General features: G+C 68.0%; 26 protein-coding genes and 5 pseudogenes. 19 read left to right on the forward strand and 12 right to left on the reverse strand.

Going from position 1 to position 23,836, the window contains the following annotated elements:
• Positions 1 to 136 precede the first annotated feature (136 nt).
• Positions 137 to 647: pseudogene (locus tag ACFYQ6_RS28125) on the forward strand (transposase family protein).
• Between the two features lie 569 nt (positions 648 to 1,216).
• Here ACFYQ6_RS28125 and ACFYQ6_RS28130 read toward each other — a convergent pair.
• On the reverse strand, positions 1,217 to 1,981 hold the full coding sequence (locus ACFYQ6_RS28130; protein ID WP_388765810.1) for a GNAT family N-acetyltransferase: 765 nt from the start codon (positions 1,979 to 1,981) through the stop codon (positions 1,217 to 1,219).
• 881 nt (positions 1,982 to 2,862) lie between these two features.
• Here ACFYQ6_RS28130 and ACFYQ6_RS28135 point away from each other — a divergent pair.
• Positions 2,863 to 3,670: pseudogene (locus tag ACFYQ6_RS28135) on the forward strand (IS5 family transposase).
• Here ACFYQ6_RS28135 and ACFYQ6_RS28140 read toward each other — a convergent pair.
• Positions 3,583 to 4,062, reverse strand: a complete 480-nt coding sequence (locus ACFYQ6_RS28140; RefSeq protein ID WP_388765824.1) for a hypothetical protein — start codon at positions 4,060 to 4,062, stop codon at positions 3,583 to 3,585. The pseudogene ACFYQ6_RS28135 and the gene ACFYQ6_RS28140 overlap by 88 nt on opposite strands.
• 200 nt (positions 4,063 to 4,262) lie before the next feature.
• On the reverse strand, positions 4,263 to 4,469 hold the full coding sequence (locus ACFYQ6_RS28145; protein ID WP_361581513.1) for a hypothetical protein: 207 nt from the start codon (positions 4,467 to 4,469) through the stop codon (positions 4,263 to 4,265).
• A gap of 794 nt (positions 4,470 to 5,263) precedes the next feature.
• On the opposite strand from ACFYQ6_RS28145, the pseudogene ACFYQ6_RS28150 reads away from it, so the two are divergent.
• A pseudogene (locus ACFYQ6_RS28150) lies at positions 5,264 to 7,093 on the forward strand (PP2C family protein-serine/threonine phosphatase); the annotation flags it as partial.
• Positions 7,094 to 7,325: 232 nt separating this feature from the next.
• A complete protein-coding gene (locus ACFYQ6_RS28155) occupies positions 7,326 to 8,090 on the forward strand; it encodes a hypothetical protein (RefSeq protein WP_388765568.1) in 765 nt (254 codons plus the stop codon).
• 404 nt (positions 8,091 to 8,494) lie between these two features.
• Here the strand turns inward: ACFYQ6_RS28155 and ACFYQ6_RS28160 are convergent, their stop codons facing one another.
• Together ACFYQ6_RS28160 and ACFYQ6_RS28165 are read right to left on the reverse strand one after the other, a co-directional pair.
• Positions 8,495 to 8,656, reverse strand: coding sequence for a hypothetical protein (locus ACFYQ6_RS28160; RefSeq protein ID WP_388765571.1), 162 nt, complete (start codon positions 8,654 to 8,656; stop codon positions 8,495 to 8,497).
• Positions 8,657 to 8,793: 137 nt separating this feature from the next.
• The gene (locus tag ACFYQ6_RS28165) at positions 8,794 to 9,477 is read right to left on the reverse strand and encodes a TetR/AcrR family transcriptional regulator C-terminal domain-containing protein (RefSeq protein WP_361581521.1); all 684 of its coding nucleotides are present in this window, start codon (positions 9,475 to 9,477) and stop codon (positions 8,794 to 8,796) included.
• 121 nt (positions 9,478 to 9,598) lie between these two features.
• Between ACFYQ6_RS28165 and ACFYQ6_RS28170 the strand changes: the two genes are divergently transcribed.
• Together ACFYQ6_RS28170 and ACFYQ6_RS28175 are read left to right on the forward strand one after the other, a co-directional pair.
• Positions 9,599 to 10,303 carry a DUF4386 domain-containing protein gene (locus ACFYQ6_RS28170; RefSeq protein WP_388765573.1) on the forward strand — a complete coding sequence of 235 codons (705 nt, stop codon included), beginning with the start codon at positions 9,599 to 9,601 and terminating at the stop codon, positions 10,301 to 10,303.
• A gap of 421 nt (positions 10,304 to 10,724) precedes the next feature.
• Positions 10,725 to 11,447 carry a DNA polymerase beta superfamily protein gene (locus tag ACFYQ6_RS28175; protein ID WP_388765575.1) on the forward strand — a complete coding sequence of 241 codons (723 nt, stop codon included), beginning with the start codon at positions 10,725 to 10,727 and terminating at the stop codon, positions 11,445 to 11,447.
• A gap of 68 nt (positions 11,448 to 11,515) precedes the next feature.
• On the opposite strand, the gene ACFYQ6_RS28180 is transcribed toward ACFYQ6_RS28175, so the two are convergent.
• Entirely contained in the window at positions 11,516 to 11,761 is a 246-nt protein-coding gene (locus ACFYQ6_RS28180; protein WP_361581529.1) for a hypothetical protein, read from the reverse strand.
• Between the two features lie 100 nt (positions 11,762 to 11,861).
• On the opposite strand from ACFYQ6_RS28180, the gene ACFYQ6_RS28185 reads away from it, so the two are divergent.
• From ACFYQ6_RS28185 to ACFYQ6_RS28200, 4 genes and pseudogenes are all read left to right on the forward strand, one after another.
• Positions 11,862 to 12,191, forward strand: a complete 330-nt coding sequence (locus ACFYQ6_RS28185; RefSeq protein WP_361581532.1) for a hypothetical protein — start codon at positions 11,862 to 11,864, stop codon at positions 12,189 to 12,191.
• A 304-nt stretch (positions 12,192 to 12,495) separates the two neighbouring features.
• On the forward strand, positions 12,496 to 12,801 hold the full coding sequence (locus ACFYQ6_RS28190; protein WP_388765577.1) for a hypothetical protein: 306 nt from the start codon (positions 12,496 to 12,498) through the stop codon (positions 12,799 to 12,801).
• Positions 12,798 to 13,217, forward strand: coding sequence for a hypothetical protein (locus ACFYQ6_RS28195; protein WP_361581538.1), 420 nt, complete (start codon positions 12,798 to 12,800; stop codon positions 13,215 to 13,217). Before ACFYQ6_RS28190 ends, ACFYQ6_RS28195 begins: the two co-directional genes overlap by 4 nt.
• Positions 13,218 to 13,621: 404 nt before the next feature.
• A pseudogene (locus ACFYQ6_RS28200) lies at positions 13,622 to 14,002 on the forward strand (VOC family protein); the annotation flags it as partial.
• A 484-nt stretch (positions 14,003 to 14,486) separates the two neighbouring features.
• Here the strand turns inward: ACFYQ6_RS28200 and ACFYQ6_RS28205 are convergent.
• Both ACFYQ6_RS28205 and ACFYQ6_RS28210 read right to left on the reverse strand, forming a co-directional pair.
• Entirely contained in the window at positions 14,487 to 14,948 is a 462-nt protein-coding gene (locus ACFYQ6_RS28205) for a HEAT repeat domain-containing protein (protein ID WP_388765579.1), read from the reverse strand.
• A gap of 288 nt (positions 14,949 to 15,236) precedes the next feature.
• The gene (locus ACFYQ6_RS28210) at positions 15,237 to 15,398 is read right to left on the reverse strand and encodes a hypothetical protein (RefSeq protein ID WP_388765581.1); all 162 of its coding nucleotides are present in this window, start codon (positions 15,396 to 15,398) and stop codon (positions 15,237 to 15,239) included.
• Between the two features lie 98 nt (positions 15,399 to 15,496).
• Here ACFYQ6_RS28210 and ACFYQ6_RS28215 point away from each other — a divergent pair.
• From ACFYQ6_RS28215 to ACFYQ6_RS28235, 5 genes and pseudogenes are all read left to right on the forward strand, one after another.
• A pseudogene (locus tag ACFYQ6_RS28215) lies at positions 15,497 to 15,726 on the forward strand (thioredoxin family protein); the annotation flags it as partial.
• Positions 15,727 to 15,899: 173 nt separating this feature from the next.
• Entirely contained in the window at positions 15,900 to 16,250 is a 351-nt protein-coding gene (locus ACFYQ6_RS28220) for a S41 family peptidase (protein WP_388765583.1), read from the forward strand.
• 126 nt (positions 16,251 to 16,376) lie between these two features.
• Positions 16,377 to 16,607 (forward strand): hypothetical protein, encoded by a 231-nt coding sequence (locus ACFYQ6_RS28225; protein WP_388765812.1) that lies wholly within the window; start codon positions 16,377 to 16,379, stop codon positions 16,605 to 16,607.
• Between the two features lie 43 nt (positions 16,608 to 16,650).
• A complete protein-coding gene (locus ACFYQ6_RS28230) occupies positions 16,651 to 17,040 on the forward strand; it encodes a hypothetical protein (protein ID WP_388765585.1) in 390 nt (129 codons plus the stop codon).
• A 22-nt stretch (positions 17,041 to 17,062) separates the two neighbouring features.
• Positions 17,063 to 17,284, forward strand: a complete 222-nt coding sequence (locus ACFYQ6_RS28235) for a hypothetical protein (protein ID WP_388765813.1) — start codon at positions 17,063 to 17,065, stop codon at positions 17,282 to 17,284.
• Between the two features lie 176 nt (positions 17,285 to 17,460).
• Here the strand turns inward: ACFYQ6_RS28235 and ACFYQ6_RS28240 are convergent, their stop codons facing one another.
• From ACFYQ6_RS28240 to ACFYQ6_RS28250, 3 genes are all read right to left on the reverse strand, one after another.
• Positions 17,461 to 17,769, reverse strand: coding sequence for a hypothetical protein (locus ACFYQ6_RS28240; protein ID WP_388765587.1), 309 nt, complete (start codon positions 17,767 to 17,769; stop codon positions 17,461 to 17,463).
• 264 nt (positions 17,770 to 18,033) lie between these two features.
• Complete coding sequence (locus tag ACFYQ6_RS28245) at positions 18,034 to 18,279, reverse strand: hypothetical protein (RefSeq protein WP_388765589.1); 246 nt, start codon at positions 18,277 to 18,279, stop codon at positions 18,034 to 18,036.
• A 108-nt stretch (positions 18,280 to 18,387) separates the two neighbouring features.
• Positions 18,388 to 18,765, reverse strand: a complete 378-nt coding sequence (locus tag ACFYQ6_RS28250; RefSeq protein WP_055704887.1) for a MerR family transcriptional regulator — start codon at positions 18,763 to 18,765, stop codon at positions 18,388 to 18,390.
• Between the two features lie 75 nt (positions 18,766 to 18,840).
• Between ACFYQ6_RS28250 and ACFYQ6_RS28255 the strand changes: the two genes are divergently transcribed.
• The 4 genes from ACFYQ6_RS28255 to ACFYQ6_RS28270 all read left to right on the forward strand — a co-directional run bounded on the left by ACFYQ6_RS28255 (position 18,841) and on the right by ACFYQ6_RS28270 (position 22,213).
• Positions 18,841 to 19,569 (forward strand): SDR family oxidoreductase, encoded by a 729-nt coding sequence (locus tag ACFYQ6_RS28255; RefSeq protein ID WP_388765591.1) that lies wholly within the window; start codon positions 18,841 to 18,843, stop codon positions 19,567 to 19,569.
• Between the two features lie 141 nt (positions 19,570 to 19,710).
• Positions 19,711 to 20,730: a hypothetical protein gene (locus ACFYQ6_RS28260; protein WP_388765593.1), complete on the forward strand. Its 1,020-nt coding sequence runs from the start codon at positions 19,711 to 19,713 to the stop codon at positions 20,728 to 20,730.
• A 13-nt stretch (positions 20,731 to 20,743) separates the two neighbouring features.
• Positions 20,744 to 21,829 carry a hypothetical protein gene (locus ACFYQ6_RS28265; RefSeq protein ID WP_388765595.1) on the forward strand — a complete coding sequence of 362 codons (1,086 nt, stop codon included), beginning with the start codon at positions 20,744 to 20,746 and terminating at the stop codon, positions 21,827 to 21,829.
• A 180-nt stretch (positions 21,830 to 22,009) separates the two neighbouring features.
• Positions 22,010 to 22,213 carry a hypothetical protein gene (locus tag ACFYQ6_RS28270; RefSeq protein ID WP_388765826.1) on the forward strand — a complete coding sequence of 68 codons (204 nt, stop codon included), beginning with the start codon at positions 22,010 to 22,012 and terminating at the stop codon, positions 22,211 to 22,213.
• A gap of 463 nt (positions 22,214 to 22,676) precedes the next feature.
• On the opposite strand, the gene ACFYQ6_RS28275 is transcribed toward ACFYQ6_RS28270, so the two are convergent.
• On the reverse strand, positions 22,677 to 23,798 hold the full coding sequence (locus ACFYQ6_RS28275; protein ID WP_388765597.1) for a hypothetical protein: 1,122 nt from the start codon (positions 23,796 to 23,798) through the stop codon (positions 22,677 to 22,679).
• Between the last annotated feature and the right edge of the window lie 38 nt (positions 23,799 to 23,836).

Below are 23,836 nucleotides of genomic sequence, written 5' to 3' on the forward strand. Positions count from 1 at the left end.
GGTCCCACTCCGCATTCGTCAGATCACCACGGCCCATACAAACAGCCTGACCCCAACACCCCACGCACGTCAGGAGATCCGAGAAACAGTGCCTAAAAGTCGTTGCAGAACGTCTGGGATAGGGCATTCCTCATGTATGGGTGGGGTATTGCGGGCTGAGCCGTTGTGGGTGGAGACGTTCACTGGGTTGCGGATGGGCCGGTTCGAGAAGTTGGTGAAGGTAGTACGGGAACGGGGAGGGAACGGTCCCGGTGGAGGGCGCCCTTGGTGCCTGCCGCTGGCGGACCGAGTCCTTTTGGTGGCCGTCTACTACCGGACCAACCTCACGATGCGGGAACAAGGCCGACGCCCACGCCTGGCGAGAGTCGGACCTGCCCGCCATCGCGGCCGGGACAACGGTCATCGCGGACGGCGCCTACCTGGGAACCGGACTGATCGTCCCGCACCGCAGAAGAGCCGGACGCCCACTCCTGCGCGGCCCGGAGGAAGACAACGCCGAACACCGACGCGTCCGCGCCCGCGTCGAGCACAGCTTCGCCCGCATGAAGAACTGGAAAATCCTCCGCGACTGCCGCCAGAAAGGAGACGGGCTCCACCATGCCGTCCAAGCCGTCGCCACCATGCACAACCTCGCCATGACAGGCTGAACCAGCAGGTCAAACATCATCCCGGCCTGCCCACACCCACCCTTCTGCAACAACTTTTAGGGCATGTATCGAAACGGATCTTGAGCTGTGAATGATCACCGTTCACGGGACGAGGAGATCTCACGGACGAGCAGTGGGCAGTGCTGGAACCGTTGCTGCCGAAGGGCGCGAGAGTGGGACGGCCCCTTGTCTGGCCCCGACGGCATACGGTTCCGTGTGCGGACCGGTGTGCCCTGGCGGGACGTGCCCGTCGAGTACGGACCATGGAGCAGGGTCTACGACTTGTTCCGACGGTGGCAGCGCAACGGCACCTGGCAGCGGATCCTCAATCGGCTTCAGTCCCTGGCCGATGCGAGAGGAGCGATCGTCTGGGACCTGAGTATCGACTCCACAGTCTGCCGCGCTCACCAGCATGCAGCCGGGGCCCATAAGCGGGGTGACCCCGTGGCCACGAGATACGACAAGCTCGCGGGCCGCTACGAGGCCACTGTCCTCGTAGCGGCATCAATGAATGGCTGTGACCAGCTCAATCAAGGGCGACGGACGGACGTCCGTGGAGTCGTGGAAGTTCAGGTGTTGATGGCGTGTTCGACGAACTGGCCGCAGGCGCGGAACCCCAGGCGGCGGTACACAGGCTCGCCGTCGGCCGATGCCTGCAGGACCGCGATGCCATGGTCTCGCTCGCGGGCAGCGTGAAGGGCCGCGAGCGTGATGGCTCCGCCGTAGCCGCGCCGGCGGTGGGTGGCCAGGGTGGAGATGTTGTAGACGCCGGCGACTCCGGCGTGGTGGAACACCTCGGCGGAGCAGACCGGACGGTTCTCCACGTAGCCCACCAGATACCGGGCCGGGCAGGTCGCGGCCATCGCCTGGGAAGCAGCTCGGGCGAAGAAGTCGCGGACGGTTTCGGCGGGTGGGTTCCAGTTCGCGGCGAGGACCATGGCGTAGTCGGCGAGTTGCTCGGGCGTGGTCACCGTTCGGATGTCGAGACCCGGGGCAGAGGGAATCGGCAGGGTGTCGTCCAGCTCGGCCCACATGGCCGTCTCACGCTCGGACACCGGCAGGCCGGCTGCTGTCAGGCGGGTGGTGAGGTCTGTCGGTGTCGAGGCAGGTCCCACCCACCAGGAGAAACTGCGGCCGGTACCGGCCAGCGCCCCGACGGTCTCGGAGATACGGGCCGCGGCATCGTCGGCGGTGAAGCGGGCCGCGGCGACGATGTTGAACGTGTCGTCGTCCAGGCCGCTGTCCGCGACCAGGAGGTCGCCGGTCTCCGTGACGGTCGCACCGGACATGCTCCGGTGCAGATGGCAGGCGTGTTCCGCCAGGTTCCGTTCCATCCTGTCCGTCAAGTCGGCTTCATCGGGAGAGTAATCATTCATAGGGATCGATACCAGCACGACCGGGCGAAGACTGCATGTAATTTTAGGCGGTGCCGCGCCGACGACCAGCACTTTCGGAAACACGCCCCAGCGCCCTGCACGCCACCGTCAACGCCCTGGCGACCGAAGAGCGCGCTCGCGCCATGGACGCACTGCCCTGGATGACCGCCGTCGGCTGCGGGGAACCGGGATTCCTGCGCCGCGTCCGGCGCATGCTCCATCCGGAAGAACTCGAACCGTGCGACGCTTCATAGGCCCCGCTGCCCTGAACAACGACCGACCAGCCCTCGACCACGTCGACCAGGACCAGTTTCAAGGCCTCGCTCCGGATGCGGATGCGCCGGCAGAAGGCGACACATACGACCGGCAGGCCCGTACCTCAGCGCCCCGCCCGGGTTGGCCGGTGCGGGGCATTCGCGCCTCCGCGTGCCAACGGGACGTCAGAGCGCCCCGCGGCCGCCCATGTCGGTCAGGTGCGGATACTGCGGCTCGCCGAACGAAGAAACTTCGGCGGCGTCCAGACGCAGCCGTTCCGTAGCGCAGCGGGTGGCGCCACACGCCGTGGTCCTGTGTCACGTCGGCGCTGATCCCGATGAGGACGGGTCTACGAGGCCCGGCTCCAGGGTGGTGCAACTGGTCCAGGACGCGGCCCCCGGTCCCCGGATGGTCGAGGCCCGGGACACCCACAGTCGCCTCGACAGCCGCGCCCCTAAGATGGACCGCTCCGCGTGACAGGCGCGAACTTCCCATTCCTGTCTGCTGATCACTCACTGATCGTTTCAGAATGAGTTGAGCCGTGGGTCTTGCGCTCGACGATCTTGGTCGGCAGGGTGTCCGGCGTGCGTGCTGATCTTGTTCCTGACGACCTGTGGGAGCGGGTGGCCCCGTTGCTGCCGCCGCCCCCAAACGGCGCCATCGCCACCCGGGGCGGCTGCGTGTTCCCGATCGAGTGGCGCTCGCCGGCGTCATGTACGTGCTGCGGACCGGTGTCGCGTGGCGTGACGTCCCCGCAGAGGCGGTGGGCTGTTCCGGGGTGACGGCCTGGCGCCGACTGCGGGACTGGACCGAGGCCGGCGTCTGGCCGCGCCTGCACACCGCCCTGTTGATCGAGCTTCGTCGCGCCAGCCTGCTGGACCTGGACGACTGCTCCGTGGACGGATCGCACGTCCGGGCGCTAAAGGGGGGGACCACGTCGGACCCTCGCCCGTCGATCGGGCCCGCTCTGGCTCGAAGCACCACCTGATCGTCGACCGTAACGGAACCCCGCTCGCCGTCACGCTCACCGGTGGCAACCGGCACGACGTCACCCAGCTCCTGCCCCTGCTCGACGCCGTTCCGTCGATCCGGGGTCTGCGGGGGCGTCCCCGCCGCAAACCCCGGTGTCTGTATGCCGACCGGGGCTACGACTTCGACAAGTACCGCCGCCTGCTGCGGAAGCGCGGCATCAAGCCGATGATCGCCCGACGCAGCGTCGCTCACGGCTCCGGACTGGGCAAGGTGCGCTGGGTGGTCGAGCGCGCCTTCGCCTGGTTGCACCAGTTCAAACGGCTCCGAACCCGCTACGAGCGCCGCGCCGATCTCCACCAGGGCCTGCTCGAACTGGCCTGCAGCCTCATATACCTGCGCCGCCTCCGAACTTCATTCTGAAAGATCAGTAAGGGGCGGCGCAACGAAGTTGGTGGCAGGGTAGCGAAGTCGGGTTCCTGCCCCTGCGAGCTGAACTCAGTGGTGACGCTCACGGAGCCGTCCCAGTCCGGTGCCTCCACGAGCGTGAGGGTGGCATCCTCGGCCTCGACGACCCGCACCGTGATCCCGCCGCAGTCCTCACCTGGAAACGCAATGGAGAAGTGGGGATCCATCTCCATGAGGAAGTCCCAGCCCTCGCGTTGGGTCGCATCAAGGGCGTTGGCATGCCGACCGGTCGCCCGCCACTTGCCGACCGCGTCGACAGTGACAGTGATGTCGATGTCGTACATCTCAAGGCAAATCGACTGATTAGCCCACCATTCGAGGCGGCCCTGACCCACGAATCGATCCATGAGCACACTATGCAACTGTGCAGGCCGACCGGGCGAGCCTGCACGGCTGCCGGCCGTCGTGGGGCAGGCCGCGACACAGAACTGCATGGGGCAGACCGGACGGGGCCTCGCCTCATCCGGCTGGCACCCCACACGCCTTCGCCGCCTTGCGACCTCATTCTGAAACCATCAGTCAGTCAGGACCTCGCGCCGAAGCCCATCTATTTGAAGACTCCGAGTACCACCGCGAGCACAGCGCTGATCACCATCAGCGCCATCGCGAACGCCTTGCCCGACGTGGACACGGACTCCGGTACCGGACTGCCGCCCCAGCGGGCGACGGCGAACGCGACACCTGCCACGAGGAACGAGAAGACCACCGCCAGGCCGATCCCCAGGAGCACCATCAGGATGTGGGTGACGTTCAAGACTCCCCTCCAAGATTCACTTCGTGTAGCGGTGCGCCGTCGCACCGCACTGAAAATGACGATCCACCCCCCACCTGCGCGGATGAACCGGTTGGATGTTGTTCGCGGGACAACGTGGGGTTGTTTGGTCACAACCCGATCTGGAGGGGGACGACGTGGGAGCAGCAAGGCGGCCCGGGCGGCCGTGGGCGGAGGCTCGTGGGGCATCCCAAGAGATCAACGCGGTCGTTCACATCCTTCGCGGCTGGCTCGATGCGTCCAATGTGTCGGTGGCAGCACTGCACCGTCTCCTGACACCGGAACACTTCGACGGAAGCCCAAGATCCGTCCCTCCGGTCTGGCGGTTACGCGACCAGCTCAACGGCGTGGGTCTGACCTGGGAACTCGCTGAGGCCGTCGCAGACATCTGCTTTCCGTCCGAGACGGTGCAGGAGGCGACTCACCGGCTCGACCAGCTTCGGCGGTTGTGGGACGCCTCGAAGACCTCACCCACCGCGGCTCATGTCGATCCGACGTTCAACCTCGTCGAGGCGCAGAAGCACACGATCCGCGCACTGGAGGAACTCAACCGTGTGCGGCAGGCATACGAGGTCAGCGAGCAGGCCCGACAGCAGGCCTTGCGAGTGGCCACAGTCCTTTTCGCGCTGCTCGGCCAGACGCAGGCTCAGGTAGCACAGCTCACACGGCAGCTCGATGCCCTCCGCGCCGCTGACAGCCCTCGTTCCGTCGACGAGCTACGGACCGAGGGCCGCCTCGATCGCGCCCAGAAGCAGACTGAGGACCTTCGCCTCCAACTGGCACGAGCCGAGGAAGAACGCGACAGAGCACAGCAAGTCGCGGATCTCGCTGCCCGACAGATCAGCCGGCTCGAAGAGGAGCTCCGCGAACTCAGGCCCGATGCGGGCGACGGTATTCCGGTGCAGAGCGGAGCGGAGGTCACACTCCCTGGGCCAGTGGGGGCCGCTGCGGATGATGACGCTCTTGACCAAGTTGACGCTGCCCTCCAGAAGGCCCGCGACGTTCTCGATAGAGAACACGAGGCGGTTCAAGAAGCTGCCGAGGACGTCGGGTGGCGGGATGCCGGCCGACAGAACCAAGCCCCTCCAGAAGCTGCCGAGGACGACGCGTGGTGGCTGATCGGAAACACAGCGAGCCAGGGTGGAGTCGTCCCGGGCCAGGTCGTAAGGGACGTACCAACGGTACGAGACGACGACGAGCTGTTGTTCGGAACAACTTCTGACAACCCCCCGACCAGCGCAACTGCCCCGGGCTCCGGCACCGAACTTGCTGTCCGGAGGGAGGGTGATCGCGTGCGGTTCATCGGGGCCGCGACGCGTCGGATCTCGCGTGGGATGGACCTCGACGAGATCGTGCTCGGGCTGTGCCGCGCGAGCGTGCCGACGTTCTCCGACAGCATCCTGGTCTACCTCCGGCACCCGCTCCCTGTGGGCGACGAAAAGCCGGCCGTGCCGTTCGTACTGCGCCTGCGCCGCACCGATCAGCTGCGGTTTGATGACGTGGAAGTCGAGGAGCTGCCGCTCACCTCCGACTTGGACCCGGCTCCTGCGGCTGAACTCAGCGAAGTGCGTTCCGGTGGGGCCCTCGCCGAAGTGCTGCGCGGTGTCCGGCCGGTCTTCGGCGAGGCGATCAAGCCTCGCGCCGCGATGCGAGAGCTGTGCGGCCCCGAGCACGGCTTACCCGGTTCGCGCCGGGTCATCCTGGCACCGCTGCGGGGACGGCGCCGCGTCATCGGCGTTGCTGTCTTCCTGCGGGGCCCCGACCGGCCTGCCTTCGACCCGGACGACCTGCTCGTCTCCGCTCAGCTCGCCACCCATACGGCGCTCAGCATCGACAAGGCCGTCCTGTACGGCCGGGAGGCGTACATCGCCGGGGAGCTGCAGCGCGCAATGCTGCCGAACTCGCTGCCGCAACCCATCGGTGCCCAAATCGCCTTTCGCTACCTGCCGGCCGCCGAAACGGCCCGGGTTGGTGGCGACTGGTACGACGTGGTCCCGCTGCCTGGCAGGCGGGTGGCCCTGGTGGTTGGCGACGTTATGGGCCACTCCATGACCTCTGCTGCGATCATGGGGCAACTGGGGACCACCGTGCATACCCTGGCCGGACTCAACCTGCCGCCGGAGGAGGTTCTCAGGCGACTTGATATTCAGGCACGTCGCCTGGGTCCCGACCGGATGGCGACCTGCATGTACGTGGTGTACGACCCGGTTGCCCATCGGATCAAAATCGCCAACGCAGGCCACCCTCCTCCGATCCTGCTGCACCTCGGCGGTCGGGTGGAGGTTCTGCGGGTCCCGCCAGGGGTGCCGATCGGTGTCGGCGGGGTCAACTTCAGCACCATCGAGATCGACGCGCCTCCCGGCGCCACGCTGATTCTCTACACAGACGGTCTGGTCGAGTCCCGGATGCGGGACGTGTGGACCGGGATTGAGCAGCTGCGGGAGCGCTTAGCCACGGTCAGCTTTCGGAGCGGATCCCACCACTCGCCGCCTCTGGAGGCGCTCTGCGACGACGTCCTGGACATGCTTGGCCTGGGCGACCGGGACGACGACATCGCGTTGCTCGCGGCTCGTTTCGACGGGATCGAACCGCATGATGTGGCGTACTGATACGTGCGTCGCGCGCCTCCGGGCCAGCCTGACAAGGAACGGGCAGCAGCGCACGGCCGCGGAGGCAGAGCTGGAGCGTGCTCGGGCGGAGCGGCGTAAGGCCGATGAGCTTGCTCGAGAGGCAGCGGAACAAGTCGCCGGGCTGCGTGCCGAGATCGAGCAGTTACGCCACGGCCGGTCCCTCCCCGAGGACGCGCCCAGCCCTGCAGGTGTGAGCGCTGGAACAGGAATGATCAAACCGCACCGAGATGACGCGACGCCGGACGACGTCGATACCGCCTTGGCCAAGGCTGCCTGGCACCTCGACAAGAAGGCCGATCGTCTTGATCTACTGGCGGACGAGCTCCGCCAGGACAACCCGCCGGACAACTCCCCCACCAGCATCAATACCCCGGACAACTTGCTGCACAGGAACACCACCGGCGACCCCGGGCCCCGTCACACTGACGAGGACGAGCAGAGCCTCGCTCGGCAGCACGCGATGAAGCAGGAGATCCTGCAGAGCTACTGGCAGCTCAGGGCAAACCGTGAAGCCTATTGCCGCACCATCACGCAGTTCCCTCCCTCGGAGGCGTACGAGCTGGGCGCCCTGATCTACCAGATCGCCACCCCTGAAGAAGGCGAACTGGTCTGGAGCACGTACGGGTCTCACGCGCTCCACCTGCTCGCCTTCCTCGAGAAGCTCGCGGACGGGGGCTGGGGGCACCACGCCACGCAGATCCTCGTGGACGCTGCACGCGGCCGCAAAGTAGGCGGGTTGCTACAGCTCATCGACGAGATGGAAGTCGCAGGGACCGACCCAACGCCTGTCCTCAGCGACATCGCGATACACCGGGCCACGCGCGATATCCTCCCATCCTGGCGAACCTCAGCCTGCGGGACAGACGCAGCATGCTGGCCGACTTCCGCACGCACCGAAGCATCGGCGACAAGCAGGAATTGGTTCGCGCAATGCACGCCGCCAACCGCCCTGATTGGGAGATCTTCGACGTAGGGCTGGCCTCCATCCCAGCCCCTTTCGCACCAACTCCCGCAACCGCGGACGCCCATCCCACCTTGCGACTCCGCCTCCCGCCACAGTCTTGAGCACCAGGTTTCGACGCGACTGACAACAACGCCACCACCGCCGGCATCGTCTACGGCGGCGCACCGGCACTCACTCCTCGCCGGCAGGGAGCGGGCAACTGCGAGGGGTCGCCCAGGGGCACCGCAAGGTCGCTCAACATCACTGGAGGGCAGGGGCTTCCGCCGCCCTCATGGCCGCAGCATCACCTGTGCGGCGGCCTTTCCGGTCGAACATAGCCGCGCCCTGAGGGACTCAGGACGGCGGACAGGCGCGCAGGGCGGCAGTGCAACGCCCGGCCTCCGCAGCTGTTATGCCGGAAGCGGTGGTCTCGCTCAGGCGGCCCACCCGATAGAGGAGACGTTGCTGTGGGCGTCGTACTCGGAGCCGATGTCTTCGATGATCTGATCCCAGATCGCGTCGAGCTCTGGTAGATCCTCCTCAAGCCAGGCGTCCACCGCGCGGTCCCATACGCCGCGGACGTTGATGCGCGACAAACCAGCAGTACCCCAGTCCAGTCGCCTCGCCGTACACCAACAAACCCCCCTCCCAGCGTCAGAGGGATCGCCGTCGAGTTCTGGGCTCGGCTGGGCTTCCCTTACCCCTTCGACGCTAGGTCAGCCCTCCGCACCCGCTACGCGTTCCGTGCGGACGTCCATCCTTGGCAGCGGAGGCTTTCGAAGCCGTCCAGGAGGAGGTCGAGGGCGAATTCGAACTCGAACTGGTCATCACAGCCGCCACCGACCGGGGAACCCCCGTCGTGTGCGGCCGTCGCGGCCAGCTCCGCGATGTGCGGGTAGCGCGCCGCCAGCTCGGGGCTCGGCGGGCCGGAGGGGTCCGGGGCGTCGAACAGTTCCTGGCTGAAGCCGAGCAGGCGGCTGCCCATCGCGTGCATGACGTGGTGCGTAAGGTCGGCGGAGAGGCCGCCGTCCCGGAAGCTCCCGGCCATGGAGTCCAGATACGCCAGCACGGCCGGGGTAGGGCCGGTCCGCGACTCGATGACCCGGGCCGCCCAGGGGTGGCGCAACAGGACCCGCCGGGCCGAGAGGATCCGCCCGCGGACCGCGCTCTGCCAGTCGGGGCCCGCAGTCGGCGGGGCGATCTCGCCGACCACTGTGTCGACCATGCCGTCGAGCAGCTCCTCCTTGTTGGCCACGTGCTTGTAGAGGGCCATCGGTACGACGTCCAGCTCCTGCGCGAGCCTGCGCATGCTGAGCGCGTCGATGCCGGTGGCGTCGGCAAGCGCGACGGCGGCGCGCAGGACGCGGTCCTTGTTCAGAGGGGTCCGATGCGTGTGTGTGGCTTTCTGTCGGGTCATTCCGGTCGGCCCCTTCCCTCCTCGACAACGCCTACTCCTTGACGAGTGTACGCCGTACACCTATGCTCCGCCAGTGTCAGGTGTACGGCGTACACCACACCGAGCGAGAGGTACCGGGAAGATGAGTCCGGATCGAAGAACCGCGGTGGCCACCGGGTCGCTGTTCCTGCTGACCGAGGCCGCCGCGATAGCCGGGGCCGTTCTGTACCGCCCCCTGCTCGGAGCGGCGGACGGCCGGCTCGCGCAGGGCGCCGACATGCGGGCGACGCTCGGGGTGCTCTGCGAGGTGGTGCTGGTGGTGGCGGTGGCCGGTACCGGGGCGGCACTGTTCCCCGTCCTGCGACGCCACGGCGAGGGGCTCGCGCTCGGGTACGCCTTCGGGCGGCTGCTGGAGGCGGCCGTCATCACCCTCGGGATCGTCGCCGTCCTGGCGCTCGTCACCCTGCGGCGGGACACGGAGGCGGCGACAGGCGCCGACGTCGCGCTGGTGGCCGTGCACGACTGGACGTTCCTGCTCGGACCCAACATCGCCCTCGGCCTGAACAGCGTCCTGCTTGCCTACCTTGCGTACCGCACACGGCTCGTGCCGCGCTTCATCGCCGTGCTCGGCCTGGTCGGCGGGCCGCTGATCTGCGCCTCGGCCGTCGCCGTGATGTTCGGGACCTACCCGCAGCTCTCCGTGGCGGGGGCGGCCGCCGCACTCCCGGTGTTCGCGTGGGAGCTGGCTCTGGCCGGGTGGCTGATCGCCAAGGGGTTCGGGCCCGGCTCGGACACCGCGTCCCGGGCAGACGGAGAGGTGGCCGATCCGGCAGGTGTCCGTCGGTGAGGTCGGCCCGAGCTTGACGACAGAGCCGTCCGGGGGACGCGCCAGCCCTGCCCGGGCGGGGGAACGTCATGATCTACGAAAAGCAACGACCGACACGCGCTCGAACGGCTCAGCGGCCGCTGACGATGGTCAGCACCGGAGGCATCTCGAACGGCTCAGCGGCCGCTGACGATGGTCAGCACCGGAGGCATGACGAACGAGCGGTAAGGGCCGCGCGTGCTCGAGGCGCGACTGCCGAGTAGGCGACTGTTCACTGGGGCGGCGTGCTCCTGCCCATGCCACCGAGAGGCGACGTGAAAAGCACCGTGGCGTCACCGACCGGCCCGAATCCAGCGAGCGCTCCCGACTTGCCCTCGGTCGAATATCGGCTCGACCGCACGTCGTGCTTCTGCTGCTATGGGGACCCCGCCCGCATCTGCTGGTGGCACCGGCCAGCCGAACCAGCAAAGGATCATCCGTGAACGTCCTGCTCGCAGGGATCGTCGGCTCGACCGCCTACGGGCTGGCCCGCCCCGGATCCGACATTGACCGGCTAGGCCTGTTCGCCGCCGACACCGCCGACTTCCACGGCCTGCACCGGCCAACGGAATCCCACGTCACCAACCACCCCGACCGGACGCTTCATGAGGCCGCAAAGTGGTGCCGGCTCGCCCTCGGCGGAAACCCGACCGTCATGGAACTCGTCTGGCTACCCGACGCCCTCTATGAAGTGCGGACCCCGCTCGGCGACGAACTCATAGAAATCCGCTCGACACTGCTCTCCGCGAAACGGGTCCGCGACGCCTACCTCGGCTACGCCACCCAGCAGTTCAAGCGGCTGTACGACCGCGGCGACGGATCGTTCTCTGCCGACACGAGGAAGCGCACCGAGAAGCACGCCCGCCATCTGCGGCGCCTTTGTCACCAGGGCTTCGAGCTGTACTCCACTGGTCGCCTACGAATCCGTGTCGAAAACCCCGACGAGTATCACGAGTTCGGGGAGCAGGTCGCAGCCGACGCAATGGTCGCCCTGCCCATGCTCCAGCGGTACGAAGCCCTCTTCGATTCCACGACCAGCGTGCTACCCGACAAGCCGGATGAAGGACCGGCCGAAGCGTGGCTTCGGCGGGTACGGGCCGCCCACTACGCACCGTCGACGCACTAGCGACCAGCCGCCCCGCAGAACATCGCGGCCCCCGCCGCCCGGCGGGGGCCGTTCGTCCCGAGCCGTGCTTATGGGGCCACGGAGTGCAGCGGGGTTTCCTCGTGCTCGTAATGCGCCAGGGCCAACCCCAGCCCGAAGAACGTGGGCGCCCACTCGCCGACGAAGATCCCCCACCGGTCGGCCCGCGCCACCCCCATTGGTTCCATCTTCATCGACCCGCACCACGAAGTGATCGACAGGCCGATCGAGACGAACGCTGCGGCGTAGGCGTGCTCGGACTTCAAGCCCTTGTCATGCAACATCTTGACGATCATGGCGCTCCCGGACGAGTCGAGGACGAAACTTCGTCCAGGCTCCCCCGGAACGCAGACCGCCGCATCTTGGACCCCACGCCAGTCGAGGAGGCACACCGACGTGCTGGATAACCTGCCGGAGAAGGCAGCTCTAAGCATCGAATGCATCGAGTCTGTGACGCCGGGCGTTACCGGCGCGGCGGACGACGTGGCCGTGTGTGTGGTCCGCTGCATTGAGGGGACGGCACGGCTGGGCATGGAGTTCCAGCACCCGGCTTCCGCAGCCGGCCCTGGCACGGCCGCGCCAGGGTTCTTGCTGACTGCCATCGAGTGGTACGGGAAGCAGGTCGAGCAACTGGACACCGTTCACTCCGGCAAGGTCACGCTCACGGGAACCGGAGCGGAGACGCTGGCCAAGCGCGATGTCCTGAACTCGGCACCCCGGCACTGAATGCCCCGTCGGCTCGGCCGTCGAAGACCTCACCCCCCGGTCACCTACGCACCCGCAACAACAGCAAGGGATCGGTCAAGCTGGCCGGCAAGTCCTACTACTCCGGGGACTTGTCCACCGGCAAGGTGATGGACAACAAGTACAGCGTCTCCGCCCGCATCTACAAGGGAGGCCCCACCGGCTCCCAGACCCGCCGGGCCCAGAACCGCTGGGCCACCCGCTCCAAGGTGGGCAGAGGTTCTGCCACGGAGGTTCGACGACCGGCGAGGTCTGTAGCTGGAAAGTCACCAGCGGAAAACATACAGTGAAGTACGGCGACGGCATTAACCTCAAGAACGCCACCCGTGCCAAGAAGAACTCGGGGACGTGCATCTACCCGGGTGACTCCGGCGGTGCCATCTACACCGTACTCAGCAGTGGCCACATCTACGCCAAGGGCGTGAACTCAGGCGGACTCTGTGCCGGCTGGGGTATCGGCTCCGAGGGAAATGGCGACGGATGGAACGACGACAAGGACTGTTCCGACGCCACCGACTGGGACTGCGAGATTCCCTTCACCGACATCAAGCTGGCCGAGGATGCGCTGCCCGGCCTGGTGAAGAAGTGGTGACCCGTGCACTGCGCTGCGCCAGGGTCACACTCGCAGCCCTGGCCACGCTCACCGCTTGCGGCGGGCGTCCGGAACCCTGCCCGGCGCTCGACCTCATCCCGACGGTCGGCGTGTCCTGGCGGGCCGAATCCCTGCACTACGACACGGCCACCACGTACCGGTTGTGCGCCGCAAAAGTCTGTACGACGGGTGCATTGCAAGCGTATGGCGACCAGGTGCAGGTCTCAGTGGATCTGCCGGAGAGTTTCACCGACAGGACACCACAGGTGACACTTCGGCTGTCGGACGATTCGGGCACGCCAGTCCTGAACGCCGCTGAGACAATCACTTTGAAACAGGCGGAAGACGGCTGCGACCAGGTCCTGACCGGAGCGTTGCAACTCACCGCAGACGGTAGGTTGAAGGACGTGCGCTGAACCATGCCGGGCGGGGGCGAAGACCCCGCCCGGCAGCCAGCGACACCCTCCGGAGGTATGTGTCGTGGCCGTTAGCCGCGGTCACCGCGCGCAGCGCCTCGGACGAGGCACGCGGGGGCGGACCAGCTTCATCGCGGCAGGCATCGAGACCTTGGCCCCCTCGTGGTAGCCGGCGAGATCGGGCGGGAACAGGGCGCGTACGGCTAGGGAGGAGATCGCGGGGAGCCATATGCGGCGGCCGACCCGCCGAGCGCTCCCGGAATATCCGCCTCCTTCTTCCTGGCAGGCCAGCGCCGTGCCCCGGGTCGACGCCGAGAAGCCGGACCCGCGTTCCTCGAGAACAGCAGCCCCACGGAGACCGAGTCAGCATGTTTGATGCCCTGCGAGCCCTTAGGCTCACCCGCATGCTGAGACTCGGAATCCCCGTCATTGGAGTCACGGACGTGCCCCGTGCAGCGGCCTTCTGGACCGCGGCGTTGGACCTGGTCGCCACGCAGGAGTGGCAGAGCGAAACGTGGCAGACACTCAATCACCGAGACGGCTCCGGCCGGGCCCTTGCCCTGATGCGCAGCACGTCCCCTGTTGAGCCGTGACCTCGTCTCCACCTTGGCCTCTTCACGGACACGGCCGAGGAGCAAGAAATGGAGGTCCGGCGGCTCGTCGGCCTCGGCGCGCGAACCGTTGACTGGGACCTCTACCCTCCCGAACCCGACTTCGTTGTTCTCGCCGGCCCGGATGGCAACATCTTCTGCGTTGTGGACCTGAGCCATGCACCCAGCGGCGGCCACGACTCGGCCCGTAACAGACCCCTGCGTCCACGGCGCCCTCACCGGCCCCGCTGCAACCGGAGGCGTCCTGATGTCGGCGGGGCGCGAAAACCAAGCGCGATGCCTATCGTGCAGGAGCTCGACGAGGCCGACTCGGCGAGCCAAGGCGGGCGCGCAGCCGCTGGTTCGGTTCGGGCGACCTCATGGCGGGGCTGACTGCGGTGAGCACGCTGACATGACCGATGAGGGATACGCGGCGCGCAAGAAGACTGCGACGTACCCCAAGCGCTCGTGAGGGCCTCCCCGTGAACGCGGCAGGCATGCGAGAACTGCTGCGCGGGTGGATCGTCAGCCGTGGCGCAGCTCGCCTCGCAGGAGAGGCGAGGGGAGCTCGCGAGAAGGCGGTCGCATGCGCGTCCCGGGTGGAGCACAAGGATTCGCACCCCTCGTTGGGCTGGAAAGCCGCCGCGCTGCAAGACCGGGTGCTGCCTGGAGCGCGAGATCATCGGGCGGGCGGTTGGTTCCGTTCCCACCGCCATCTCCCCAGGGCGCTGGCTCGGTGGTCGTGCTCGAAGCCCGCACCCAGTTCTCCCACTCGGTCGATGGCCTCCGCGGTCCGGGGGTCGTCACGCAAAGCGAGACCGTACGCCGCTTCGAGCCAGGTCAGCTGATCCTCCTCGTCGAGCAGATCCGCCAGAGTGTCCGCGACGATCGCCGAACGGTCCGACGAGATGGCCAGCTGTTCGGCTGCCGCAAGCCGTACCAAAGGGTCCGGATCTGTGGCCAGTGCGAGAAGGGACAGAGTGACCTCCGGCAACAGGCCGGAGTCCCTGCGGCCCACCCTGCACGCTGCCATGCGCACTTCGGGGGCCAGGTCGTTGACAAGGGCGGCGAGAGCGGCTCGGGCGGCCGGAGATGCGACGGCGAACTCCTCGACCAGGGCGTACGGCACCTGCTCGCGCACGCGCGGGTCGGGGTGGGAGCAGAGCTGAAGACACGCTCACTCGAATTCGTCATGGTGAGTAGCGCCGTGCATGCCCCTGACCCGCCGTGGTGAGTGGGATGCCGGAGCTCACCACAGCTTCGCCGTACTCACCACGGGCCCAGGCTCCTTCACCGTGGCGGCGCCGCGCTCTCGCCAGAATTCACCAAGCCGTCCAGACCGTGCAGCTCGCCCGATGCTGAACCAGCAGGACGCCGCCCGGGTCTGGCTGATGCCGCCGGCAACCTACTCTCCGCAGGCCACCGCCACTCAGCTGAAAATGCCCGCGCTCTCCAGCCAGCCAATCAGGAGAGCAACCCCAACCAGAACCAAGCAGCCTGTTCCTGTAGAACCACAACCTCCTTTGCGGCCGACCGCCCCCAGAACCAGAGCAGCCACAATGATCACAACTAAAAACGCGATACCCGCCATGCGTCCTCCCCCGGACCGCTTCCCTTGCAAAAGAGGCTCCCAGGCAAAAGCCGTCCAGACAATGAGGCGGTAGTGGTACTGGAGGACCGGCGACGTTGTTCGAGCCCTGCCGGGTGATGGATCTCGTCGTGGGTGGCATCGCCGACGACTACACGGGCCGCCTGACGGCCGTCCGCGCCGACGTCGAACGACGTCCGACCGCAACCGAGCGATGCGGGATCACCGGAGCCCCGTCCTGCGTCCTGCTGAAGGAGGGGAGGCGGTGGCGCACGGTACGGGGCCTATGACCACCGTCGAGGTACGGAAGTTCCTGGACGGCCACCTCTGAGCGGCCGCTGTGGCACATGGCCGCGACGCCCCTCACGTCTCGTCGATGGGAGCATTTTTTCTGGTGATCAGAAGAACGATGTCGGCGTCTTGGCCGACGCGGCTGCGGTGGTGGGCACGGTGATGGGTTCGTCGGCTTCGTGGCGCCCCGCAGCCGTTGGTGGGGCCTTAGGGATGGATGCCGCCGGTGTCGCCAAGCGCAGGGGTCCCGAGCCCGGCGGCGGGGTGGCGTCGCCGGTGAGCCGCATCAGCAGCTGCTCGCCCACCCCTCCCAGCCGAGGCCCCGCTGCGCGGGAAGGCGCCCCGGCGCCCGCTTCGGCGGCACAAGCCGGGGTATGTGCGACCAGCAACCACACCTTCTCCGCGGCCGAGGAACTGGCGTACGACCTGCAGCAGCTCGGCCGCGCGGCGGTCGTCGGCGAACGCACCCGCGGCGGCGGGGTGTTGCCGGCGTCATGGGACCAGGCCACCGCGCGGGTGATGGAGATGCCCAGTACCCCGCTCAACACCGACGCCGGGATCTGAGCTGCGAGGTCCAGCAGGGCCGTGATGCGGCTGGCACGGGCGCGGATGCCGACCCTGTTGAGCCGTACTGTCGGCTGGCTCGCGGTCATCGCCTGCCCGGCGCGACCACCCGGTAAGAGCCACGGCATGCCAGCCGTCGCGGTGGTCGTCTCGACACCGCAGTCGCTGTGCCTGCAGCGGCAGAAGCCGCGAACGGCCAACCGGCGCGTGCCCGGCGACGTCGTACGGGCCCAACATCAGGCGATGACGTACTCGCAGCAGCCTGTCCGCCGAAGGGTTCACCGCGATCGTCTTTGCTTACCACCTGGACCGCCTCGAGCCGCTACCGAGCCGGCTCTCGCGAGCCAGGGAGGCTGACCTCGAGGGCAACGGCGGCGAGGGTCTGGGCGATCTGCTGCTGGTGCGCCGTTTCCTCGGTACGGAAGTCCTGCCTGTGTGGCAGTGGCGGCCCGACTCGGATCTGGTGACCGGCCGCGACCGTGTCGGGAAGAGCAGCCTGGGTCAGCGGCGGTCCCTCACCCTGGCTTGTCGCGCTGACGCGGATGGGGAGGGCGGCTTCGACTTCGACATTCTCCTGCCGTGCCCTACCGACCCGGAGTGCACTGGGCCGGCTTGGGCGCCAGGCTACTCGGTCACCGACCTGCACCAGGCGCTGACCGGTGCCATGGACAGTGACCCGGACTTGCACTGCACCGTCCATGGCTACGGCGACGTCGAGGAGCAGGACCATGGGGCCGAGGGCCGCCACGACGACGTCGATGCGCAGGGCTTGGAGGTGATCGGCGGATGACGGCCATCACTCCCCCGCGCGGCTGGGACGAGGCCACTTCCACCGCGGTCGGTGCGGCGTCAACCGCAGCGCCACCACTGAGGAGGATTACCGCCACGCCCTGGGCGTCCACGGTGACGCCCACGCCGTGTGGGACCGGCTCAACCCCATCGAGCGCGACGGGCTTGCCTCGATCCTACGCACCATCCTCACCGCACCGGATCTCGCTGCGGAACTCTTGGCCCTTGCGGACGGAAGCCGATGAACTTCCGCGAGCACACCAGCAATGAGGGCTGGAGCGACTGGGAGCTCGCCTCCCTGGCCGTCGACATCCGCAGCGGGGCCCGCTACGGCGGCATGCTGAAAGCGGAGGTGAAACCGCGGATGCGGGAGGAGTTCACCGCCGACGAGGTGCGCCGGATCGACGCGCCAATCGCTCGGTCAGTAGCGGAGGCGAGCCTCGGACCCGTTGATACGCACCATGCAGTCCTTGAAGAGCCGCAACGGAGTCTGCTGACCGTCAACCGGAGCCAGCGCGAGCCCCAGATCCTGTATCGGTTTGGCCAGGGCAACGAACCTGAGCCCATCCGGGTCCGGGCCCTTGTAGGTTGCCCATGCCTCGAACAGCGGCCTCACGCTCTCCCAGCCAGGTCCCGGGGTGAAGCGCGTCAGGAAGAACGGCTGATCACAGCCGTACTCACTGAGCTCGCCGACCAGGACGTCTCCCTGCAAGAGCTGCCACTGCGTCATTTGGTGCCCCCGTCCCCCCAACGCCCAGTCGAGTTCGCATCATCGCAGCGTGCAACTCTCTGGCCAAGCACTTCATTCTGTAACGATCAGTAAGTCGTCCAACCAGCACAGCAACAGCCAACTCACCACGCCGAAGCCGCCACTCACCACGTCACACGCAACTCACCACGAGCAGTTGCCAGACCGTGACCCCGCAGGAAGTCCCGTGATGAGCGAACCGGTGAGCAGCTACCGGTTCAGTACCTGAGCGCACACCGGCTGCTGTCAGGACTGCCAGCGTTCTTCCGGACGCGCGTCGCCTGCCGCTCCGTCGACACCTGCGTACGCAGTGAGTGCGGCGGCACGATGCTCGCAGAGCTCCTCGGAGACCGCCAGGCAGGCTTCGAGAGGGCCTGGGAGGAGTGGCTCGCCACCCAGATCGGGCCCCGCGTCGTCGGCGGCCACTACGACCACGGTGACGACGCCACCACCTACGAGGTCCTCGACATCGGCCCGGGCCCCGTCAGGCATGGCCCGATTCGGCAGATCAGAGGACGTCGGCCCGGCATACGCCAGGCAGAGCAGCAGCCCCCAGTACTCCAGCCGTAGATCGCTGGTGCGGCGTCCGACCGACCGCGCCTACGGGTGCGTGTCCGTGATCGCGATGACCTCGTCGAGGCGGTCCAGGGCGGCCTGCAGGTCGTCGACCTTGGCCTGGATGCGGTCGCGCTCGGCGCGCAGCATGGCTCGCTGCTCGGCGTCGGTGTGCCCGGTGTCCCAGCATGGAAGGAGTTCCGCGATCCTTCGACTGGTCAGACCGGCGGCGAACATCTGTTGGAAGAAGCGCACCAGGGTGACGGTGTCCTGCCGGTAGAGGCGCTGGCCCGATGGGCTGCGCTCCGCGATGAGCAGCCCCTGCTGCTCGTAGTAGCGCACGGCGCGTACCGAGACACCGGCGCCCCGCGCCACCTCGCCGATGCGGACCAGCCGCTCGGCCGCAGCCTCCGTGACGGTCATGGTGATTCCTCTCGCCCCGGTTCTGACGGCCAGCACTTGCCTCTGACGTCAACGTCAGGTTTTAGCGTACCGGGCATGGACATCAACAACTCCGTCGCCCTTGTCACCGGAGCCAACCGCGGCCTGGGCCGCGCCTTCGCCCAGCGCCTGCTCGAACGGGGCGCCCACAAGGTCTACGCGACGGCCCGCCGACCGGAGACCGTGGACCTGCCCGGGGTCAAGGTTCTGCCCCTCGACATCACCGATCCGGCGTCCGTGAGGGCCGCCGCCGAGGCCGCCCCGGACGTCTCGCTACTCGTCAACAACGCGGGAATCAGTACGGGGACCGATCTGGTGACCGGTTCGCTGGACGCGGTGCGGCACGAGCTGGAGACCAACATGTTCGGCCACCTGGGAATGATACGGGAGTTCGCGCCGGCACTCGCCAGGAACGGCGGGGGCGCGATCGTCAATGTCCTCTCCGCCATGTCGTGGTTCGGGGGCAAGGGCGCCAATGCCTACCACCTGACCAAGGCCGCCGCCTGGGCCATGACCAACGGCGTCCGCCTGGAGCTCGCCGGGCAGGGCACTCTCGTCACAGCGGTACACCTCGGCCTGGCCGACACCGACATGGCGGCGGGCTGGCCCGTGGACAAGATCGCTCCGTCGGACCTGGCCGACGCGGCGCTCGACGGTGTCGAGGTGGGCTCCGCCGAGGTCCTTGCCGACCAGTGGAGTCGGGACGTCAAGTCCCGGCTGCCGCTGACGCCGGAAGAGTTCAACGCCGCGATGGACCGCGCCCTGGCGGCGCTGATGGCGGCCTGAGAGGCCCGCGCTGACTTCGGTGTATTGCTTCTTACGGTCGGTCAATACGCGCCGTCTCAGTCGGCGGCCGGAACAGGGGTGGCGTGGGCAGCCCCCGGGGCGTGTGTCACGATCTCCCCAACCTGTGGGGGGTGTTGCTGAATGGCGCAGGACATTGCGCTGCGGCCGGTGGTGGATCCGGCCCTCGAGGACGCGGAGCGGGCGCTGCTGGAGGAGTCCGCCGACGGACTCTTCCCAGCCACGCTGCCGCTGCCCGAGGAGCCGGGGCTGGGCGGCCGTACCAAGGCGGACATCTGGACGGCCCTGGGGGTCTCCGCGGTGTGCGCGCTACTGCCGGTGACGATCCTGTGGGCGCTGATCGGCGTGTTGCCCGGCCTGGCCGTCGGACTCGCGGCGCAGGCGGGGCTGATCTGGGTCGGGGTCCAGTTCGGGTTCGAGGCGTTCATCCTGACCGTCGTGGGCGTGCACCTGCTGGCCTGGCTGCTGATCGTCGTCCTCGGCTGCGGGACCGGCGAGCGGCAGCGGGTGGCCCGGCTGCGCCACGGCCGCTACTACCTGGCCGAGGACTTCGGCGACGACTCCCTGCGCGAGCTGCTGGGTCACTCGCCGCTGCGCCGGATGGAGCGCGCCCAGGCCGCTGTGACGGCGGTACTCCAGTCGCAGGTCGACCGGGACGGGCTGCTGGACGACATCGCCAACGACGTGACGCTGCCGGCCCAACAGTACGAGATCGCCCAGCGCCTGGCCGAGCTGACCCGGCTGGCGCGGAGGGTGCGCATCGCTGCCGGGGACGCCTCCGGCTCGCGGGTGGAGGAGGTCCTGCGGACTCAGCGGCATGCGCTGCGGCTGTCGTCGAGCGCGCTGGAGGAGCGGGTGGAGGCGCTGGAGCGGTACGCCGAGAACACCCGCGCGGCGGACGCGGCGTACCGCGAGTGGGAGGCCGTACGAGAGCTGGAGGAACTTGGCGAGGACATGCACGAGCTGGTGGTGAACACGGTGCGGGACGAGCTGGCCGTCGCCGAGATCGAGGGGCTCGCCGACCGGTCCCGGCTCCAGGACCTGCACCGGGTGCTGGACGAGGCGCGGGAGGCGGGGCTGCTGGCCACGCGGTTCGCCGACGAGCCGGCCGGCCGCCGGTCCGGCGACAGCGGCCGGGCGTGAGGGGGAGGACGACATGACGCAGACATCCCAGCCGAGACGCGAGTTCCACTCCGGCCGCGGCAAGAAGACCTTCGACCGGATCCCGGGCGGGTTCTACCTGGTCGGCGCCCTGGTGATCCTCTTCGAGGTGGTCGCGCTCGGCGCGGTGGGCCTGGGCCTGGCCGTCAGCGACCCGAGCGACGATGGGGCATCCCCGGACAAGGGATCCCGGCGGGTCGAGGTCACCTACATCGCGACGGGCGACCACCCCTCGGTGGACCTCACCGTCGGGGCGGCGAACGGCAACCACGAGCCCCACGGGGTCGTCATCCTGCCGTACCGCAAGACCGTCGAGCTGGCGGCGGGTGCCGACTTCTATCTGGAGGTCAGAAGCCGCGAGGACCAGGAAGGGGGCAGTCTCACGTGCACCGTGCTGGTCGGCGGCAAGGTGGTCCAGCAGGCGCACAGCACACCGGACTCCTCGTCCGCCACCTGCGCGGGCAGCACCGCGGACGCCCCGCAGCGGGGTATCCCCGTGCCCACTCTCACCCCCGGCGCCTCCCCGCTGCCCGAGGAGCGGCGGCTCACCGGGACCGCCAAGGTGCCGGACTACCCGGGCGAGGGCTCGCCGGTCATCGGCACCGTCACGGACTCCTCCCTGGAGTACGCGGAGCTGGGCGGCACGTGGGACCGGAGCAAGACGCTCGATCCGGTCTTCGACGGCTTCACCCGCAAGCAGGAGGGGCGCCAGCGCGCACTCGTGAAGTCCACGCAGGTCGACGAGGACATCATGGCCGCGGCCGGCGGCACCGGGGAGCTGCGGGGCGTGGCGGGCGCGGTGATGGACGAGCGGCGGCGCTACGAGTACCCCCGCGACCAGGCGATCCTGGTCGACGTCGCCTCGCAGCCGCTGAAGGTCGACGGACATGACGCCTGGCTGCTGGTCAGCGAGATCCACTTCCACAAACGCGGGGTGCCGTCCACGATGGACCTGAACGCGGTCCTCGTGGTCGACACCGGGCGGGTCCGCCCCTCGGTGCTGTGGGTCGTACTGCCGGAGACGAACAAGAAGCTCTGGCCGGACCTGAACACTTTGGTCGCATCCGTCCAGGTCCGCTGACCTGCACCGATACGGGACGGGCCCGGGCGCGCGACGCGTTCCGGGCCCGTCCGGTAGAGCGCGACGCTGGCCGGCCGGGCACGGCATCGAGTCGGCGGCGACCAGGTCGACGAGCGTGCCCGACGTACGGGTGCGGTGCCAGACGATCGTGCAGTAGCGCGGGCGGAGCCACTGCTTCACGTGCTCGTACGTGGTGGCGGTGGCTGGCCATCCGTAGAGGCGTGCGACGTTCAGGCGCAGCACCTCGCGGTCGCGCTGGGCAGGGACTGCCTCGCGGATGTCGGGACGCTGCGGACCGAGACCGGCGTGTTCGGGCCGGTGGTCTCCGACCCTTCGGTCTCCCAAGAATCGCCCGTCATCGAGCGAGAGACGGAAGTCGCCTGATCCGGGGACTCAGTCCTGGCCCAGCTCCTCGCCCGGAGGGATGTAGGCGTCGGCGCTGTCGGCATCGTCAACATGCCCGTGAGCATCCATCGTGATGGCCGTTGCCCGACCGTGCGAGGTGATCAGCCAGGCGAGCACCTGTTTCGTGAGCGGGGTGTTCCCTGGGCCCTCGTCTTTCCAGTGGGCCCGCCACCCGCCACCCGCCACCCGGAATTGCGGCCACGACCTGGTCGGCCTTCGCAAGGTGAGAGAAGTCCTCGTAGTCCGTTACGGGACGCATGGCTCCTCGCTTCGGGTCGACGACAAGCGCCGTTCCGGTCGCCGGGTCCCATGCCTCGACCCGCACCATACGGCCGATCTCGGTCTCGGTGCCATTGAAGACCGCGGTCCAGCCGGTCTGATTGAAGTAACGAAGATCCACGCTCCCGTCCTTCCTCTCGACTCTGTCGCTGGGCTTGTGATGTCAGCCGTCGAAGCGGATCCAGTCGACGGGCAGATCGGCTAGCGGTGCCAGGGCGCTTCGGTGGCTGGCGCCGGCCCAGGCATCGAATTTTTCGCCGTCCTCACTGCTGACATGCACGACGAGGCCAGGGGCCACGTAGAAGTGAGTGGGCGCCCACGGCCAGAAGGGGCGCAGGGGCACAAGGTGCAGCGCTTCGGTGAATCGAGCGACCTGTGCCGCCGTGAGTGTGCGCGGCAGTGCCAGGTAGTCGGCGCTCATGGAAGCCTCGAAGAGGGAGAACTGGATCAGGAAGCCGCTGAGTGGTTCTTGTTCGGCGATCGGTTCCTCGTCGAACTCACGGAACCAGACAGTCGGATCGGCCTCAGGTCCGTCGAGGGTCCACAGGAGTGACCAGAAGAAGCCTCCTTGGTTCTCGACGCCGAAGACAAGCATCTCCCCCAGGTGGTCGGTGTGCAGACCTGGCTCGGGCAGGATGCTGTTCTGGGTTCCGAGGGCGCTCGGCCGCTGCCTCGCAAGCCGGTACAGCTGCCTCAGTCCAGCAGGCAGGCACGACGGAGAGCAGGTGGCAGGCGGTTCGGTAGCGTCTGCGTCTGAGTACCAGCCGGTGATGAACTGGTCCAGCGCTGCCGCACGGTCACCCTTCACGTTCCTGAGCCACTCCAGGCCCGGCAGGTCTACGGCGGGAAGCGGTGGGCGTACCCGATTGAGGAGCTGTCGACTCAGGGGTGCTTCGAAGCGCAGTTCGCAGTTGGTGAGAACGCCGTCGGATGTGCGGGCCCGGCTCACCTTGGCGGTGCCGAGGTACAGGGCCTGCTCCCCAAGGCGTACCGCAATGTGGATCTGCAACGAGCTTTCGTCCGCGGCCCAGGGCGATCCCATCAGTCGCTCTGTGACCGAAGCCGGTGCAGGCCCGGTCAGACGGACCTCCTCCGCACTCCACACACCGCTCCCGGCGGGCGAGTCCCCCGCTTCCACGGTGATCACCGTCTCCGCCGGGCCTATGACGATGCTGGCACCCCCCACCATGAAGCGCTCCGCGCTCACCGGGCCCCCGACGAGCACGGACACGTGCTCCTCATCGAATACCAGCGCCGAAATCGCGACAGAGCCCTGATCAGTCATCCCCGCATCATCCTCGACCACCAGTGGGCACCCCTGAT

This window comes from Streptomyces sp. NPDC005494 (assembly GCF_042872025.1).
Classification (GTDB): Bacteria; Actinomycetota; Actinomycetes; order Streptomycetales; family Streptomycetaceae; genus Streptomyces.